General features: G+C 45.5%; 12 protein-coding genes. 4 read left to right on the forward strand and 8 right to left on the reverse strand.

The window, feature by feature from the left end; all coding sequences use genetic code 11:
- Positions 1–165 precede the first annotated feature (165 nt).
- The 6 genes from NG833_RS19315 to NG833_RS19340 form a co-directional block, all read right to left on the reverse strand.
- Positions 166–2,328: a tetratricopeptide repeat protein gene (locus NG833_RS19315; protein ID WP_254566904.1), complete on the reverse strand. Its 2,163-nt coding sequence runs from the start codon at positions 2,326–2,328 to the stop codon at positions 166–168.
- A gap of 33 nt (positions 2,329–2,361) precedes the next feature.
- Positions 2,362–4,737 carry a tetratricopeptide repeat protein gene (locus NG833_RS19320; protein ID WP_254566915.1) on the reverse strand — a complete coding sequence of 792 codons (2,376 nt, stop codon included), beginning with the start codon at positions 4,735–4,737 and terminating at the stop codon, positions 2,362–2,364.
- Between the two features lie 217 nt (positions 4,738–4,954).
- Positions 4,955–5,524 (reverse strand): S-layer homology domain-containing protein, encoded by a 570-nt coding sequence (locus NG833_RS19325; protein WP_254566905.1) that lies wholly within the window; start codon positions 5,522–5,524, stop codon positions 4,955–4,957.
- Positions 5,525–5,687: 163 nt separating this feature from the next.
- Positions 5,688–6,119 carry an archease gene (locus tag NG833_RS19330; protein ID WP_254566906.1) on the reverse strand — a complete coding sequence of 144 codons (432 nt, stop codon included), beginning with the start codon at positions 6,117–6,119 and terminating at the stop codon, positions 5,688–5,690.
- Positions 6,120–6,122: 3 nt separating this feature from the next.
- Positions 6,123–7,007: a GTP-binding protein gene (locus NG833_RS19335; protein WP_254566907.1), complete on the reverse strand. Its 885-nt coding sequence runs from the start codon at positions 7,005–7,007 to the stop codon at positions 6,123–6,125.
- 5 nt (positions 7,008–7,012) lie between these two features.
- Positions 7,013–8,464, reverse strand: coding sequence for an RtcB family protein (locus NG833_RS19340; RefSeq protein ID WP_254566908.1), 1,452 nt, complete (start codon positions 8,462–8,464; stop codon positions 7,013–7,015).
- A gap of 299 nt (positions 8,465–8,763) precedes the next feature.
- On the opposite strand from NG833_RS19340, the gene NG833_RS19345 reads away from it, so the two are divergent.
- The 3 genes from NG833_RS19345 (at position 8,764) to NG833_RS19355 (ending at position 15,098) form a co-directional block, all read left to right on the forward strand.
- The gene (locus NG833_RS19345) at positions 8,764–14,091 is read left to right on the forward strand and encodes a RecQ family ATP-dependent DNA helicase (RefSeq protein WP_254566909.1); all 5,328 of its coding nucleotides are present in this window, start codon (positions 8,764–8,766) and stop codon (positions 14,089–14,091) included.
- Positions 14,092–14,484: 393 nt separating this feature from the next.
- Positions 14,485–14,730, forward strand: coding sequence for a hypothetical protein (locus NG833_RS19350; protein ID WP_254566910.1), 246 nt, complete (start codon positions 14,485–14,487; stop codon positions 14,728–14,730).
- Entirely contained in the window at positions 14,730–15,098 is a 369-nt protein-coding gene (locus tag NG833_RS19355) for a helix-turn-helix transcriptional regulator (RefSeq protein WP_254566911.1), read from the forward strand. The genes NG833_RS19350 and NG833_RS19355 overlap by 1 nt, the downstream gene beginning before the upstream one ends.
- Positions 15,099–15,332: 234 nt before the next feature.
- Here NG833_RS19355 and NG833_RS19360 read toward each other — a convergent pair whose 3' ends face one another.
- Positions 15,333–16,151 carry a PBS lyase gene (locus NG833_RS19360; protein ID WP_254566912.1) on the reverse strand — a complete coding sequence of 273 codons (819 nt, stop codon included), beginning with the start codon at positions 16,149–16,151 and terminating at the stop codon, positions 15,333–15,335.
- 93 nt (positions 16,152–16,244) lie between these two features.
- Positions 16,245–16,970 (reverse strand): phosphatase PAP2 family protein, encoded by a 726-nt coding sequence (locus NG833_RS19365; RefSeq protein ID WP_254566913.1) that lies wholly within the window; start codon positions 16,968–16,970, stop codon positions 16,245–16,247.
- A 193-nt stretch (positions 16,971–17,163) separates the two neighbouring features.
- Between NG833_RS19365 and leuB the strand changes: the two genes are divergently transcribed.
- Positions 17,164–18,249: a 3-isopropylmalate dehydrogenase gene (leuB, locus tag NG833_RS19370; protein ID WP_254566914.1), complete on the forward strand. Its 1,086-nt coding sequence runs from the start codon at positions 17,164–17,166 to the stop codon at positions 18,247–18,249.
- Positions 18,250–18,336 lie beyond the last annotated feature (87 nt).

Raw genomic sequence — 18,336 nt, forward strand, 5'->3', positions numbered from 1 at the left:
TTTGCAAAAATCTTTGAGAGTGAGCAAAAATTTTGGAAAAAAACCCGGTTTCTGGTCTAACTCAAGGGTGAAGAAACCGGGTTTTTGCAAAAATCTTTGAGAGTGAGCAAAAATTTTGGAAAAAAACCCGGTTTCTGGTCCTAGCAGAGGATAAAAAGCTGGTTTCTAATCCTCCGCTTGCCGCAACTGTTCAAAGAGACGATACATATCCTGAGCAAATTTTTTAGGATTCCACAAGGGGGCGAGAGTTTCTGGCATTTTAGATTGGATTAACTGGTTTTTAATCTGGTGATGAAAGGGTTTATCGCATCCGAAGCGAACTCCCCACGCCACATACTCCTCCCAACTCCATGCCACCCCCGCTTGAATTCCCAAAGTTTGTAAGAAAGAATAGCCCATCCGGGAGAGAAATTGTTCCCCACTGCGGGTCACCAGGGGGAGGTTAAACCATAACGCTTCTAAGGTATGGGTTCCCCCATTATAGGGATAAGAATCGAGTAAAACATCGGCTAATAAATAGAGGGTTCGATGTTCTTCTTCCGTGCGAGTTCGGGGTAAAAAATGAATGCGAGAAAAACTGACATTTTGTAGCTGGCATTCTTGTTGATAAGTGGCAGAAATAACCGTGCGATCGCCTTTTCCTTTGTAGAGTAAAACACTATCAGGGACTTGTTTGAGAATGGCAACTTGAGCGCGGACTAACTCCCCATTAAATTTACGTCCTGGGGCGACACAGAGATAAACCACTTGGTTGGAATTAATTCCCAAAGAATGTCTCAGGGTATCGCTGTCGGCTTCCATGCGCTCAAATCCGGAACTCGCCACAAAGGAATCCGGCATCCGAATTATTTGTTCTTGATAGTAGGATTCGCTTCCCTGGGGGTGAGTCTGCCAATCCCCGATAAAGTAATTTTTCGCCGAAATAAAGGGCGCATCAAAGCCCAACCAAGAGATACAAATTGGGGCTGGATGAGAGGCTAATATTTCAATATTTGTATCAATCGTTAAGGAGTCTAAATCAATTAAAATATCTAAATTGTCATTCTGGATTTCTTGAAAAATAGTTTGACGGTTGACTCCTCCAGGGGGATGATAGAATTTAGCCGCTAAGTTTTCAAAAATAGTCGTGCGATCGTCCGGTTGGAGAGGACCCGTGACATAGAGATACAGATCCGGGGTGAGTTGAGATAACTCGCGCAGGATATCTGCACTGCACCACCCCACAGAATGCCGCTTGTAATGGGGGGAAATGATGCCAATTTTTAACGGAGTTGAGGCAAGGCTAGGGGGGAGATTACTGGATGGAGGATGAGTTTGGAAGCGCGGTAAGGTGGGAATAAAGCGTTCAGAAATTTTGCGATAAAAGTGAGAATTTTGGCGGAGATCATCGCGGATATTGGTGAGGATATAAAAGCTGTTGTAATACAGGCGTTGGATATCCCGATCGCAGAGGGTGTCTAAATTTTTCAGGACTTGCGACTCTAAGGTTAAAAAATGGTGGTAGGCATTTTGAGCGCTGCCTGCTTTCAGATAGGCACTAATCCAGGCGATCGCTGCCATTGATTGCCCTTCCCCTTGACAGTGTTCTATATAGCAGTCAGCAGCTTTACGCGCAGCGGCAAAGTTATCAGAATGGGTGAATAATTCATATAAATTCCAATGCGCTTCTACTAAGTCGGGTTGAAGAGATATCGCCGTTTTATAGCTATTTATGGCTTCTTCCATCCACCCTTGCTGTCGGTGAATGATGCCTAAATGAACATGAGCTTCCGCTGAGGTGGGTTCAAGTTCTAAGGTTTTTTGAAACAAGGACCGGGCTTCTTCTAACTGCCCTTGATTCATCAAGTCCGTCCCCAAGGTAAAATAACCGGAAGCGCCCACTAATTTGGAATTAATACTAATCGCCTGTTTTTGATAAGAAATGCCCTGATTGATATCTCCGGTTTCCTTGAACAGTTTGCCTAAATTCCAGTAGAGTCCCGCTAAATTTGGGTTAAACCTTAGGGCAGTTTGATAGGCGGCGAGCGCCCGTGGAAAATCCCCTTGTTGGTAGTAGATAGTCCCGAGATTTCCGTGGGCTTCTGCAAACTCAGGACGCAGGGCGATCGACCATTGGTAAGCCCGAATTGCCGCCTCAATTTTCCCCGATGCTTGTAACAGATTCCCCAGGAGTTTGTAACTCGGGGCAAAATCTGGCTGGATCTGAATCAATTGATGACACAAAGACAGGGCAAGATTGAGGTTCCCTTGTCGATAATATCCCTCTGCTTGATGAGTTAAATCCTCAACTTGCTGATCCAGGTTGTTGGCCAAATTGGGGGAATTCATAGTAATTTTTTAAATAAAATGCACAGCTAGACCCTAAACAATGGCTGCTAATTTAATCAATTGAAGCAAAGAATCTAAGTTAACATAAATATCTTCAGACCGAGGGGGGCGATTCACGGGCTTGGGGCGCAAATGGGGATGTTTTTCATAGTAATTTTCCTGATTATCTCCAATCAAATAATAATAGTCTAACCCAACGTGATTGCTAATAATCCAATAACAATCGGGAACATACCGGGGAGAAAAAATCTCCACGAGTTGAGTCCCTGGTTGACAGAATAGGGTATTGGTTAATCCCGCCCCATGTGGGGCTATAATCGTTTTAGCCCCCGTCATTAAAGCAATTTGTTGCCGGACAGAAAGCGTTTCTAAAATGACGGGTTTAAACCCCAAGGGTTCTAAGAAGGCGCTGATTTCTTCTTCATTAATAAAGCGACGGACTTTCGCTTTGCGACGGCTAATATAGATTTTTTCCGGGGTGTCAGAATCTTGGGAATCGGCGAGGGAGGTAAATCTCTCGCGGAGAAAGTCGCAGACCCATTTAGGCGGACCTTCAATAAACGGCCCAAACCATTTTTCTGTACTACTGGTCACAGAAGGAACCAATAATTGAGTGGCCTGAATGTGGGGATAGTCCAGACTGGTTATCAATTTTTCTGGAGGAATATTTAAAGTATTAATTATGTCCTGTTGGAAGCGATGGCGAACATTATTTATCACAAATTTATCAATTTTATCCCAATCGATGCCACTGCGGCGCAAGAGTTCAAGTCGCGGGAGAATATCTACCCACCAATGATAATAAGTATCGCCCCCCAGGGTTGAGAGAAAGGCGACTGTCCCATTAATTTTATGAACCGGAGGCAATTTATCTAAGGAGAATAAAAAGGGGACATTTCCCGTGGAGAGATCCCCTAAGAGAGTATTGTTTTCAGACCAAATCACACTGGTATATAAATCACCCCAAGCGCGTCCATTGGGGAGAATCGCCAAATAGGTTTCCGGCGATTCTCCTTGGGTTTCTGGGAAATAAGTGGGAACCGTTTCATCCTTGACTGGAAGGGTTTTCCCTGCCGCTAAATGAACAGGGATGCGCGGAGTCATTTCCAGATAAGTAATATCGGATGTCGGGTAATTTAATTGAAATTGCGTGGCTAATTTTTGAGTTAATCGACAGATTTTTTTGGGCGAATTGACTGGAAGTCCCACTAAAGATGGCCGGGGTATCTCTTCTAAATGGGGTTGACCTCGAAAGTAAAGCATCCTGAAATCTGCATCATATTGGATGGCCTTTTGGAAGCAGGAGATTGACTCTTCTAGTTCCCCTTCCTGGTGTAAAATATTGCCTAAGTTGCCATAGGCCATTGCTAAATCGGGTTCCAAGGCGATCGCATGACGCAGAGAGGCTTTAGCTTCTTCTAATTTGCCTTGTTGTTCCAGAACGTAGCCTAAATTGCCGTGGGCGAGGGCAAAATTGGGCTGAATTTTAATACAGTCTCGCAAACAAGAAGCGGCAGCTTCTAGCTTGCCTTGTTGTTGGAATGTGATTCCTAAATTACGGTAGGCTTCGGCAAAAACAGGGTTAATTTCAATCGCTTTTTTAAAACAAGTAATGGCTTCTTCTTCGCGCTTAATTTTTCTTAAAATTATACCTAAATTATTGTAGGCTTCAATCCAATTCGGTTGCAATTCTAAGGTAGAATTAAAGCAATTAATTGCCGATTCAATTTCATTCTTTTGTTGAAGCAAATAGCCGAGTTTAAAATGACCTGCTGCGAGAGTCGGTTGTAGCGTTATCGCTTTCTGAAAACAGGCGATCGCCTCTTCTATCTTCCCTTGAGCTTCCAGAAATATCCCTAAATTTAAGTATGCGGGACCACAGTCAGGGTAAGTGTCGGTAAATTGCTGATAAAATGCCGTGGTTTCCTCCAGAGTGGCCCGTTTACTTAACTCTAATCCCACTTGATTGTGCAAGTCCGGGGGAAACTGACTCGGATTGAGGTTCAAAGCCGCTTTCTGATACTCCGTTGCCTCATTGAGTCGCCCTTGTGCTTTAAAAACTTTTCCTAAATTCCAATAAACTCCGGCCCAATTAGGCTGAAGAGTTAAGGCTTTTTGATAGCAGGATACCGCTGCCTCAAACTGACCGATTTGATAATAAATTGTCCCCTGATTGGCATGAACTTCCGCAAATTCCGGATTGAGAACCAAGGCGCGATGGTAGGCCCGCATTGCTGCCTCTAGTTTACCTTGAGCTTGAAGAATATTGCCCAAAGTTTTATAAATTGGAGCAAAATTTGGCTGAATTTGAATCAGTTGATGGCAGAGGGCCGCTGCTTCGGTCCACTTGCCCTCCTGATAATAGCGTTCAGCTTGTTGATTGGTTGCAGTTGCCTCATCGATATGCATCACGGTTCTACTTTCCTCGGTTGTTGGGTTATCCCTATCCAGTGACGACCAACGGAAACAGTTAAAAGGACCGGAATATTATATCATGACAGTCGCCCATAAGGGAAAGGGGTGCAGTAAACACTACACCCCTTGGGAAGGTTTGAGGAGGTCAAACGCGACTCATCAACCTCGGTCTCAATCCCCTATTTTGGATTCAATTTTCAGTAAATCAATCCTAGACAAAAGCAGGATTTTGTTGCTTTTCCAGATATTGAATTAAGGCATCCGCTAGGTCGGCCCGCGTCATCAGGTCTAAGGGACGAATGGCCTGATTGCTATCAGTATTAACAAAGCCTTCTTGTAAGGCGGTTGCCATTGCTTGCTTGGCCCAATCGGGGATATCCACGGCATCGGGATAGTCATTTAACAGGTCGGTGACGGCATCTTCAGATAGCTGAAATACCCCATAAGCTTGGGCGAAAATTGCCAATCCTTCGGCGCGAGTTACCGGGCGATCGGGGAAAAAGCGGCCTTGACTATCCACGGTCATTGTGCCGGTTTTTAAGGCGATTTGAATTGCAGCATAATCTGGGCGATCGCCCCCCATATCTTGAATGGAAATCGCTGGGTTTTCTGCTGTACTGCGTTGGTATAACTTGAATGATTTACCCAAAACTTGGGCTAATTCTGACCGAGTAACGGATGCGGTCGGGTCAAAAGTTGCATCTTCTTCAAGATGAGACATCCAACCCATAGAAAAGACCCGTTCTATCGAGGTTTGGTTCGATTGAGTTTGAGGCATCATTGTCCCTGGTTATATGCTAGGTTAGTCGATTTTTTTGACTTTCCTTCCTTACGGGAAGAGGAGGGAAAAATCAGGAATTTTCCCCCGAGATCCAGGGACCGATGATAATTTTATCCGGTTAACATTAAATGCAGTCGAGGATTTTAGCCTCTCAACCCCTCGGTTAAATATCCAGGATAACTTGGGCCCTCCATCCCTCGGGGGTGGATTCAAGTTTAAATTGATGTAAAGTGACAGCTTTGACATCAACTCGCTGTTCATGGCGATCGGGGTCGAGGGTTTCTCCTTTGGCGATCGCCTCTAGGTGATACAGTCCATTATTCTGGGCGATCGTCACCTGTTGTCCCAGCAACAACAACTGTTCACTGTCTTTATAATACAGGAATTCCTGTAAATAATTAAACAGCAACATATCCAATTCATCGTTTTCCAAGGTAAACTGACGCTGTTCAGTTAAAGCAATGGTTTCCAACTCAAAAATCATCGCATTAACCGTAGCATCTCCCGCAGCAAGAAATACCGCTTCTAAATCTTTCCCTTGGGCAACAAAGGCGATATCTGCTGTTGCCACCTCTTCTAAAAATTCATAAGGCATCCGCTATTCCTCACAGGATTGCAATCGCTGGATGATTTCAGATTGGAGAGTCTTTAATTGTTTGCCAATAAAGACTAACTCGGTTCTTTCCCATTCAAAGGGTTCCAATTCCCACCGTCCCGCGACGAAATTAAACAGATAATTTCCCTCAGCAAACCGGATGAATCCTTTGGCGCGATAGATGTCGGAATCTAGGTTATCTGCAAAGGATTCAAACCGGGGAAGACGAAAGAGATGTTCCGAGGTATAGCTAAAGGAATCAAACTCTGGCTGATGAACGTGATGGGGTGGTTTTTGAATGCGATCGCGATTTAATCCAAATAGCAAATCCGGGTCCACTTGACAGCGTTCGGTTTTGACAATTGGGGCGATGCTGTTAATCTCCGTTAGCTTCTTCTCAATTCCCCGTAATTCTTCCTCATTGACCAAATCCACCTTATTTAAAAGGATGAAATCCGCCCCCTCAATTTGCAGGCGGCTGGTATGACCAATATGGGGATATTTGACTAACCCATCGGCATCAATGGTGGTAATCACTCCATCCAAAATTACTTGAGGTAAAGTTTCTTGAATATCAAACACCAAAGCATCCGGTTCAGCCACCCCGGTGGTTTCTACCACAATTACATCGGGGTGAATCGTTTCCAGAATTTCCTCAATGGCAGCCTCAAATTCCCCCGCCAGGGAACAGCAAACGCAACCTCCACCTAATTCAGCAATCTCAATATTTTTCCCCTCAATGACTTTGCTATCAATGGCAATTTCGCCGAATTCATTCATTAAAATGGCAATTTTGCGGGGAACTGTCTCCAAAATATAGCGCAGTAAGGTGGTTTTCCCGCTGCCTAATGGTCCCGTAATCACCGTAATCGGAGTGCGTGTTTCCATTGTGATTACCCCTTGACATTTCCAATCGGAACTAAGCGAACGACTCGCTTGCTTAATCCTGCTAATTCCGTGGCTTTGACCACCGCATCCACATCTTTATAAGCGCCTCCAGCTTCCTCAGCTAAACCCCGCCAGGAGGTGGTTCTAATGTAAATCCCTTGCTTCTGCATATCTTTTTGTAATTGTTCCCCATTCCACTGTTTTCGCGCCTTGGTTCGACTCATGGTGCGTCCGCTACCGTGGGCGGTACTAAAGAAGCTTTGAGCCCCAGTGGATACCCCCGCTAACAGATAGGATCCGGTTTCCATACTGCCGCCTAAAATCACCGGCTGACCATAAGGTTTATAGCGGTCCGGAACGCCTTCCATGCCTGGACCAAAGGCGCGAGTAGACCCTTTGCGATGGACCAGTAGCGATCGCATTTTGCCATCAACGATATGTTCTTCTAATTTTGCCGTATTATGAGACACATCATAAACTTGATGCATTCCTAATGCTTCAGCGGACTTTCCAAAGACCTCAGAAAACACCTCCCGAATCCGGTGCAAAATCACTTGCCGGTTGGCAAAAGACATATTTAGTCCACATTTCATGGCCGCAAAATAATCTTGCCCTTCCGGAGAATTAAACGGCGCACAAGCCAATTCTCGGTCTAAAATGTTAATTCCATATTTAGATTCCATGACTTTGAGAAAGACTTGCAGATAGTCCGTCGCCACCTGATGCCCAAATCCGCGACTGCCACAGTGGAACATCACCACCACTTGATTCGGAATGGTAATCCCAAAGGCTTCGGCTAATTCTTTGTTGACGATATTTTCAGGACGGGCGACTTGAATTTCTAAATAGTGGTTACCAGACCCCAAAGTTCCGATTTGATTGCAACCGCGATCGATGGCTTTGTCGCTAATTTTAGAGGCATAAGCCCCGGCAATACAGCCATTTTCTTCCGTGAGTTCTAAATCCTCGTCCCATCCATAACCCTGATTAATACACCACTTTGCACCCTCTTGCACCACTTGGCGAAATTCATTGCGAGAGACTTTCACAAAGCCTTTACTTCCTACTCCTGCGGGAACTCGTTCGTACAGCTTATCGATTAATTTTTTAATCTGAGGTTTGACCTCTTTTTCTGTCAAATTGGTGACGACTAAGCGCATTCCACAGTTAATATCAAAGCCAATGCCTCCGGGAGAAATCACTCCCCCTTCGGCAATATCCATTGCAGCAACACCGCCAATGGGAAATCCATAGCCAAAGTGACCATCGGGCATACATAAGGCATTTTGGGTAATTCCCGGCAGGGTTGCCACATTGCTAATTTGGTCTGCCACCGCTTCATCCATATCGCGGATTAGCTGTTCTGTGGCATAAATTCGGGCGGGAACTCGCATTCCGGGTTTGTAGGAGGTGGGAATTTCCCAGAGATAATCAGAAATTCGTTCTATGGGTTTCATAAAATTATTTTGAGGACAAGATTTGGAAAAGTAACAGGTAGGCAGAAAACTCAGGGATGGATTACCAACCCTAAGTTATCTGCCTTTATTCTGTCTATCGTAACCTTTGCCTCAGTCTTTTGCCTACTCCGGGGAGAGTCTGAAGGCAAATGAGTTCAACGAGGGATGCAGTTGTTGGAGAGATAAACCGATGTGGAGTGGAGAGGGGTTTGAATTTCTTAACAATCCCAAAGCGTGAATTAGGGTAAGGTGGATAATAATGCTTTTTTAAAACAAGATTGGGTAGGAATTTGCCAGCGATGAATCAGGGAGATCTTCTAGAACAAGCACAGCAGGGGGATGTGGAGGCGATCGCAACCCTGCTCAACCAGTCGCTACAGCCTCACGGCATTCTGGGAAAAGCATCGCTGAAGCACGATTGCCTCAAAGTGATACTGGAGGCAGGTATCGTACCCGATCGAGAGCAGTGGGTAGAGTCGCTCCGATCGCAGATCTTGGGCTTACAAATCGATTGCATTGCCAAAGTCAAGCTTTGTGGGAAGCAAGAGAATAGTTTTGAGATGAATTGGCAGGAGGAGTTTGATGTGGACAATCAAATCATTCTCCTAGCCGAAAATTTAGGAAAAAACGGTAGTCTAGTAGACAACAGAGCGGAAAATTATTATTGCTATCTGGACTTAGAAGTTAATGGTGAGGGAAATCTCTATCGGATTGGACTACATTGCCAAAATTGGAGTGACGATATTTTTCAGAGGGATCTTGACTTTGCTTGGGGGAGGCTAAAGGAGTTTAAGGAAAAGGGTTTGGTAATTTGCGGGCACAATTTCCGGCGCTTTGACTATGGGTATCTCATCGAACAACAACCGGAATTGTACCCTTGGGAAATTATCGACACTTTGGAATTGTCACTGTTAGCGTTTCCATTAGAAGCGTCACACAAGCTCAATAAAGAGTATAAGCCGAGTGCGTATGCGAGTAACAATCCTCTGGAAGATGCTCGGGCGACGGAACAACTGCTGCATCAAATTATTGCCGAACTGGAGCAAAAACCGCGATCGCTACAGCACACTTATAGTTGGCTGCTGACTTGTGGAACCGAGGACGCCGACTGCGCCTATCGGCAATTCTTTAAAAGGTTAGATTTAGAGAGCGAAGAGGCTCCGGCTTTGGAAACACTTCCAGAAGAAGCGATCGCCTCTTTTGACCTCAATTATCTGCAAGAATTTTGGCAAAAAGCGCCGATCGCAGATTTTAACAGTCGGCTGTATTTAGCAGCGCTGATCGCTTGGAACTATGAGTGCAATATTACCCAATCCCCCCAACATTTTTCGGGATGGCTCAGTCATCAGCCCGGATTTTATCAGATTTGGAATGCTCTGCGAGTCTTACCGGATTATCAGAGATATCTAGAACGGTTTGGACTGGAGAAATTTAGGGGAAAACAAGACGAAGCGATCGCTGCGATCTTAAAAGGCGATCGCCCTTTGGTGGTGATGGCAACCGGAAGCGGAAAATCCCTGTGCTATCAAATTTCGGCGTTGATGCTATTTGAAATTCAACGCGGTTTAACTGTCGTTATGTCTCCCCTGCAAGCGCTGATGGCGGATCAAGTCAAAGATTTAGAAGAACAAGGATTGAATATTGCCACATTTATCAATGGCAATATTCCCATGCAGGAGAGAGCGCAGCGGTTGCAGCAAATCAGAGAAGGCAGCAAAGGATTGCTTTATATTAGCCCCGAACAACTGCGATCGCCCAGCATCCGCGTCATCCTTCAGGAAATGCCACCCGCGTTGTGGGTCATTGACGAAGCACATTGCATCAGTCAGTGGGGACAGGATTTTCGACCGGACTATCGGTATGTCCCCAAATTCATCGAGGAACTCTATCAACAACGTCCCTTGCCACTGTTGGCATTGATGACAGCAACCGCAACGGTAAAAGTCCAAGAAGATATTAAAAAACTATTTGCCGAATCCGCTCTGAATATCGGCAGCTTAATCTCTGAATCGACACCGCGAACCAATTTAGAGTATCAAGCGATCGCGGTGAATGGCAATAAAGAGCAAATTCTGCTTCAGGAAGTCGAAAAAGCTCGCCAGCTTGGCGGTTGCGTTCTCGTCTACACTGCTACTCGCAAAAATGCCGAACGCCTAGCCAATTTGCTGAATCAAGCCAATATCGAGGCCAAATACTATCACGGAAAGCTGAATAAACAAGAAAAACAAGAGGTTTTGGAGGAATTCAAAGCCGGTGAATTAAACGTTGTGGTGGCGACTTGTGCCTTTGGCATGGGAATTAATCGCAAAGACGTTCGAGCGGTGATTCACCATAACATGAGCGCAAATTTAGAAGGCTACGTTCAGGAAACGGGACGTGCCGGACGAGATGGAAAACCCGCAAGCTGTATTCTACTATTTGATGAAAAAGATGCCGAAACCATCTTTTACCTGCAAAGTCAGATGCAACTTAGCGAAGCCGACTTGAGAAATATCTTTATTTCTGCTAGAAGCATTCGCGATCGCATACATGGCGGCGCATCCGATGAGTGGTTTTGGGCAACTCTCAATGAAATTTTACAAACCAGCGAACTCGATGAAGAATTTGCCTCCGATCCGGAGTATCGAGATGTCAAAATTAAAGTGGCGCTGCAACATCTGGAAAATTTAGGGTTAATCGAAAGAGCCGAGAATTTATCGGCATACGTTCAGTTTGAACTGGTTTATCAAACCGATGAAGAGTCTCAAGAAAAATTTGCAGAATATGCTCGCGCTCATACCCTACCCAAGGCTCAGATTAAACCATTTAAAAAGCTGATTTCCGCCATGCACTTGGCGAAAGCGCATTACATTGAAAAGGAAGAACCCATCCCCCTCGATCGCTTAAGCGATGAATCGGGAATCGACCCCAAGGAACTGACGCGCCGCATTCGAGAACTTCAGAAAGCCGAAGTTTGTTCTGCTAAAATTCCCTTAACTTTACTCGTTAACAAAGGCGTTAAAGGAGATGCCCGAACTAACTGCGATCGCCTGCGCGAGTGGGAAGAACAATTACTCGGTGCCCTGTTAGAACTCCAAGGAGAACGGGAGTATATCCAGGTCAATTTGCGAAGTTTGGCGGCGCGATTAGATCCAGAACGCACGAAAAAAATTCGGGCAGCCAATTTGATGGATATTTTAGAAGGGTGGGTCTCTCAAAAATGGGTGCGCGTCACCAAACTGAATCGCGACTTAGTGCGGATTCAACAACTGGATGGGGTACTGGAAAACTTAGACCCGCACAAAGATTTAGCCCATGCGATCTTAGAGGTGATCTACGAAAAACTATCGGCGAAAAAAGGCGCTCGCCTGCGGGTGGTTTATGAGTTAGAGCAACTGCTCAATGACGTTAACGAAAAACTCCGCCCTTTTAAAGTCATGGAAGAGGAATTGTCGCCGGGATTGCTGTGGTTGCATCAGCGCAAACTACTCCGACTGACTGAGGGAGCGAATCTTTTCCATCAAGCGCTGAAACTGCGAGTAATAAAAGGGCGAAAAGAAACGGTTATTGGTAGTGGATATGCGAAAATTCAGAATTATTATGACGAGCAAACCCGCCGGACTCATCTGATGCTGAAGTACGGACAAACTGAAGAAGCAGCAGCGCGTCAGCAGTTAGTTGAGGATTACTTTAGCCTATCGGAAAAGGAATTTCGCAAACGCTATCCCGATCTATTTACAGAAGCGGCAAAACGTCCCGTTACCCAGGATGACTACAGCCGCATTATGGGGAATTTAAACGCGGCGCAGGAGCAAATTGTTTTAGCGGAAGATCCCACATTATTAGCGATCGCTGGTCCCGGTTCTGGCAAAACCCGGACGATCGTGCGTCGCATTGCCTATCTGGTAAAAGTAAAGCGAGTCGATCCCGATCGCATCTTAGTATTGGCTTATAATCGCAATGCGGTGCGGGAACTGCGATTGCGATTGCAGGATTTAATTGGAGCGATCGCCTCGCGATTGCGCGTCTATACCTTTCACGGATTAGCACTGGCATTGTTAGGTCGCACCCAAGGGAATCAAAGACTGACCAAAGATACAGAATTTCAACAATTGCTCAAGGAAGCGTGCGATTTAATCGCAGAGGGAGACGAATCGGAGGATGCCGATATCCAAGTGCGACGGATTCAATTACTCGGAAATGTCGAGTATATTTTTGTGGATGAATATCAGGATGTCGGGGAAGATGAGTATCGCTTGATTAAACTGATTGCCGGATTGGGAGATTCGGGAGATGAGTCGCGATCGGTTCAGATTAATCTCTGCGCGATCGGGGATGATGACCAGAATTTGTATGAATTTAGAGGAACCAGCGCCAAATACATCCAACAGTTTGAAGAGGAATATCGAGCGAAGCGATTTTTGCTAACAGAAAATTACCGTTCGACAGAAGCGATTATCGCAGCAGCAAACCATCTCATCCAACATAATCCCAAACGTTCTAAACAAACCCCTGACGAGCAAGTTCGGATTAACGCCGATCGCCAAGGGGAAATGGGAAAACCCGTTGCTGCTTTGTCGTTTAGCGATCGCGTCTCACAAGCGGTGTGGGTTACGCAAAAAATTCAGTCTTGGTTGCGTGACGGAGTTGCTGCCAACGATATTGCCGTTTTAGCTCGTCAGTGGGATATTATCAGTCCGATTCGGTTGCTGTTGGAACGAGAGAAAATTGCGACTTATGCACTCAAAGGTGGCGATATCAAGCTGATTCGCAATCGGGTCACCTGCCAACTGATTGACGAGTTGAACCAAGAGAGCGATCGCATTTTTTCCCCGCAAGAGTCTGTCAAATCCTGGATGGCAAGTCGGTTCAGCGCCTGGAATCGGAGTGAAACCGAACCCACCGTCAAAACCCTGCTCAAGATTGCTACGGATTTAGATTTAGAACGGGGATATGGAGCGGAGGAAATCGCCTTGCCTTTAAGTTTTGGTGAAGTTGTTGCCACTTTGTATGAATACAATAACAGCGATGTTAATTTAGAAGAAAATGCCGTTTTGGTCACCAGTTGTCATGGAGCGAAAGGGCTGGAATTTCGCAAGGTTATACTGTTAACCGATAACTTTAAAACAAGCGCCAATGACATTGAATCCGAGCGACGACTATTTTATGTTGCCATGACTCGGGCGAAAGAGGAACTGCTATTATGCGGCACTAATCCCAGTCTGTTCGTCCGTGAAACGGGTGTTAGCAGCAAACAGATAGAACAGACTGGGGGTGTATTTCCCGAACCGATGCTTTATTTAGACTTGACTCCCAAGGATGTGAATCTCGGTAGTAAGTCCCCCGTTATCCAAAAGCAGCAGGAGCTCATAAAAAGCTTAAAGGAAGGAACTTCTCTTATAATGAAAGTCAACCGCTATGGCAATGGATGGGCTGTTTTCACAGAAGCCGGTCAGGAAATTGGCGGTTTATCCCGCAAGGGAGATAATGAATTAGGACAACAAGGAATTCAGCCCGATCGCTTCCAGTTTCAGCCCAAAGAAGTGACGGTTAAAAGCATTTACAGACACTTAAAAACAGACGAGATTACCGGAGAAATTATAGAAGACTGGTTTGTGGTCATTCCTCAAATTCGCATTTGTCGCTGATTCGGAAGAGATTCTGCATCCGAGACGGCGATCGCCCCTCTGTAAATTTCCCTAAATTTCCCATGCAGCAAAAGGCAGCTTTGCCATGCCGCTAGAATGCGCTCGTTTGATTTAGTAATACTAGATTGTTAACTGTCGATTAATGACATTGACTATTCCCGTTCGATTGGCAATGACTAAAGGGCATAAAATGAATACTGCTTTCCCTGTAAACACAAATGAGCTAAAATGCGAGCAAGAGGTGCTATCAGTGGCAGACTTTTCGATCCCTCAAGAGCCGGTGGGCCAATTCTCAGACTCGATTATCAAAAAGCGAAAATAACCTAAAAAGGTGCCGAGCGAGTAGAAGCTCATATCCGCAGATTTAGTCCTGTTGGTGAGGCAGAACTGAAAATGGTAGAGCGATTGAGAAAAATTGCCGCTGGTCAACTTGTGGCAGAGCCAGTAGATCTGCGATTCTACACCCATGAACTAAGGGAATGTCTGAGGTACAATAAAATGGGCTATTCTTCAGGACAACCTGGGGATCCAGATGAAGCTTATGAAGTCTGGAATAACGCTCATACAGCCACTCTTGAGGATTATAGACTAATAGAAGGTCCAGGTATTTTATTTCATCCGAGTGTAGAGGAATTTTAATGAATCATTCAAACGAATTAACTCAACTTGAATTAATACTTCTTCAATTAGTCGCTAAAGGCGAGGGAAAATGGAGTTGGTATGAAATTGCTCAGGCACTTTCACGGTTAGACGTACCCAGAGAACCCGATATGATGGAGGTATTAAAGAAACTGGCAGCAGAGGGTTTCCTCACCCGAGAAGTCCAACCGGGTTCGCCTCGCGATCGCTGGGAATTAACGCAGGCAGGTAAAAAAAGACTTTCGGATGCAAAGGCAGGGCGTACTAGGCGTACTATTGGAGATGTTTCTCGTTCTATCTCTGCTGAAAGCATACCAACGATTGAGTATAGCGGTTCTCAATTAAGTGGAAACGTAAAAAAGCGATGAAACCTTTACAGGGCCTAGACTTCATTACGACATTTATCTGAGAATTGCTATATCTAAAGCTTAACAATTCTCAACTCTCAAGCAATTGTAGCAATGCCCACCCTACGATTTTTAATACTACAATTTTTAATACTACAATTTTTAATACTTTTAACAACCGGATTTAGTATTAGATGAGCTTACCCTGCTAGTTTTTAGCCTCTGGAGTACAAGAGAATAGCGGATTGTTGTGAGTTATTTACGTTTTTTCTTTTTCTTCTTTTTCGGATTAGCCGGGGTCTGATTTTTAGCTAACCCGGTTCCAAACCCAGGAGAATTTATCTCAGGGTGCTTCTGGGAATATTCATGCATGGCTTCTAGCCAATTTTGACGAATTGTATTATCCGGTTCGGGAAGTTCTTCCCGAGTTTTTAACCCCAAGTTAACTTGCACTTCATTCCAGTCTCCAGGAATAAAGGGATTGATGGCATCGGCAGCAAATCCGGCTTCTATTACGGATGCTGATTCTACCGCTTTTAAATCTATTAAGTTACAAACTATCCAGCCATTTAATTCATTTGGATTACTTTTATAATCTGCTAACCTCCGGGTTAAAATTTTAACACATTCATCTCGATATTCAGGATATTGCTTTCCGATTAAAGCGATAGACTCAGTAATGATAGCTCGCTGATGGGAATTATAACGAGGATTGGCTAAATAAGCGATTAAATCGGGAAGGGTTACGGGGCCAATTTGTGCCAGGACGGTGGGCAATTCATCGGTGTACCAATCGGAGTCTTTTAATTCATCGATTAAGGAGAGTAAGGGCTTAACTGCTGCTGCGGCCCGGAGTTGTCCGAGCGATCGCCAAGCATGGATGGGTGACCAAACTTCTAGGCTCTCTGAATCCGCCCAGTTTAATTCCGGATCAGTGGCCATCCGAATTAAGTCGGGGATATGTTCTTCGGTAAATTCAAATTGTTCAAGATAATTGTTTTCAAAAGCGATGTTTCTAGCATCCCCAAAGGTAAGCAGTTGGCTAACTGGCGGCTGATAATCCTGTAAATCCATTGGCTATAAATATCAATAACAGCATTATTATTTTACCATCCAACCAAAATGGTGCGAGGATTTTTTTGAGAGCATATAAAAATTTTATTAAGCCTACTGACGCCGCATCTCCTCTCGCTGTTTGCGAATTTCAAAGCTGAGAATTGAGGCATTTAACCAACCAAAACCCGTGGCATATCCGGCTAAAACATCCGTGGGCCAATGCAATCCGACATACATTCGACTCCAACCGATCGCCAACATTAGCAAAACCGTTCCCAGATAAATCCACAGCCGCCATCCGGGAAAATACCGGGCTAACAAATAGCCACAAAACCCATAAATGACCAGCCCAATGGTCACATGACCACTGGGATAACTGGAGGTGTTCAGGTGATCATTCACGAGAGCCCACATCTGGGGACGATCGCGATTAAAGAACGCTTTCATCCCAAAATTTAGTAGAGTTCCCCCTCCGGCTGCAATGGATAATCCCAGCAATTCCGTCCGCTGTCGGCGGATCCAAAACTTGAACCCTAATCCTATACAAATTCCGGTTAAAACAATCAGTCCCGCCAGGGCTGAAACACTTTTCATCACCACATCCAGTACCGGAGTATGGGTTTTCTGAATGGCCAGCATGATGTTGAGATCCCAATCGCGGGTTTCTAACTCTATGACCTCATCCGTAAGCGACAAGAACACCACCAGTGACAGCAACGAGAGCAAAATGCCCTTGATTAACACCAGGGATTGAAGTGATAAAAATGATTTAGACTTAAACTGCTGCCAAGACCGAATCAACTGGGATGCTTTTTGCCGAAACCTGAAAATCGTCATCTTTAAATCTAATAATCAACCTAAATCAGCGCAGGGCTGCTTCCTCTTTAGTGTAGGATAAAACACAGAGGTAGGAATTTGTCTCCCACAATCAACAGCGATCGCCCCGGGTCCCGATGTCCTCCATCCAGTCTCAAACGGTGCAGTTTTTGGATATGATGAATCATTTGCAAGAACTTGTTGAGAACATAGTATGACCCAAAACTACCGCATAACTCTTCTTCCCGGCGACGGCATCGGCCCTGAAATTATGGCGATCGCGGTAGATGTCTTAAACCTGGTCGGACAGCAACTCGACTTGAGTTTTACCTTCACCGAAGCGGCGATCGGCGGATCCGCCATCGATGCCACCGGAGAACCCCTGCCCTCGGAAACCCTCAAACAATGCCAAGATAGTGATGCCGTCCTCCTCGCGGCGATCGGGGGCTACAAATGGGACAATCTCCCCCGCCACCAACGACCGGAAACCGGCTTACTGGGACTCCGTGCGGGTTTAAATCTCTTTGCCAACTTACGACCTGCAACCATTTTACCCCAACTGGTGGATGCCTCTAGTCTCAAGCGAGAAGTCGTCGAAGGCGTAGATATCATGGTCGTCCGGGAACTCACTGGGGGCATTTATTTCGGTCAACCGAAAGGCATTTTCGAGACAGAAACCGGAGAAAAACGGGGCGTCAATACAATGGCCTATACGGAATCAGAAATTGACCGAATTGGCCGCGTCGCCTTTGAAACAGCCCGAAAACGCCAGGGAAAATTATGTTCCGTGGATAAGGCAAACGTCTTGGATGTCTCCCAACTTTGGCGCGATCGCATCACCCAACTCGCCGCAGAATACAGCGATGTGGAACTCTCTCACCTCTATGTGGATAATGCCGCCATGCAATTAGTCCGGTGGCCCAAACAATTCGATACCATTGTCACCGGCAACTTGTTTGGAGATATTCTCTCCGATGCTGCTGCCATGCTGACGGGCAGTATTGGAATGCTGCCTTCTGCCAGTTTAGGGGCATCCGGTCCCGGTTTATTTGAACCCGTGCATGGTTCGGCCCCAGATATTGCCGGACAGGATAAAGCGAACCCGATCGCCCAAGTCCTAAGTGCAGCGATGATGTTGCGCTATGGGTTAGATCAACCGGAAGCGGCAAGCAAAATTGAGCAAGCAGTTCTCCAAGTCCTCGATGCCGGATATCGCACGGGAGATATCATGTCCGAAGGCATGAAATTGGTGGGATGTCGCCAAATGGGTGATGCGTTACTTCAGGCATTAGCGGGATAAACCTGTGATAGCTGAGTGTAAATAGATATATCGAAGTTTCTTGTAGGGGCGCAATGCTTGCGCCCTCTTTTGGGCGCAAGCATTGCG

This window comes from Oscillatoria sp. HE19RPO (assembly GCF_024220515.1).
Taxonomy (GTDB): Bacteria; Cyanobacteriota; Cyanobacteriia; order Cyanobacteriales; family Laspinemataceae; genus Laspinema.

Excerpts from the sequence above, each read along its gene's own strand:
- NG833_RS19315 (WP_254566904.1), bottom strand. The coding sequence starts at position 2,328 with ATGAATTCCCCCAATTTGGCCAACAACCTGGATCAGCAAGTTGAGGAT.
- NG833_RS19320 (WP_254566915.1), bottom strand. The coding sequence starts at position 4,737 with ATGCATATCGATGAGGCAACTGCAACCAATCAACAAGCTGAACGCTAT.
- NG833_RS19325 (WP_254566905.1), bottom strand. The coding sequence starts at position 5,524 with ATGATGCCTCAAACTCAATCGAACCAAACCTCGATAGAACGGGTCTTT.
- NG833_RS19330 (WP_254566906.1), bottom strand. The coding sequence starts at position 6,119 with ATGCCTTATGAATTTTTAGAAGAGGTGGCAACAGCAGATATCGCCTTT.
- NG833_RS19335 (WP_254566907.1), bottom strand. The coding sequence starts at position 7,007 with ATGGAAACACGCACTCCGATTACGGTGATTACGGGACCATTAGGCAGC.
- NG833_RS19340 (WP_254566908.1), bottom strand. The coding sequence starts at position 8,464 with ATGAAACCCATAGAACGAATTTCTGATTATCTCTGGGAAATTCCCACC.
- NG833_RS19345 (WP_254566909.1), top strand. The coding sequence starts at position 8,764 with ATGAATCAGGGAGATCTTCTAGAACAAGCACAGCAGGGGGATGTGGAG.
- NG833_RS19350 (WP_254566910.1), top strand. The coding sequence starts at position 14,485 with ATGGTAGAGCGATTGAGAAAAATTGCCGCTGGTCAACTTGTGGCAGAG.
- NG833_RS19355 (WP_254566911.1), top strand. The coding sequence starts at position 14,730 with ATGAATCATTCAAACGAATTAACTCAACTTGAATTAATACTTCTTCAA.
- NG833_RS19360 (WP_254566912.1), bottom strand. The coding sequence starts at position 16,151 with ATGGATTTACAGGATTATCAGCCGCCAGTTAGCCAACTGCTTACCTTT.
- NG833_RS19365 (WP_254566913.1), bottom strand. The coding sequence starts at position 16,970 with ATGACGATTTTCAGGTTTCGGCAAAAAGCATCCCAGTTGATTCGGTCT.
- leuB (WP_254566914.1), top strand. The coding sequence starts at position 17,164 with ATGACCCAAAACTACCGCATAACTCTTCTTCCCGGCGACGGCATCGGC.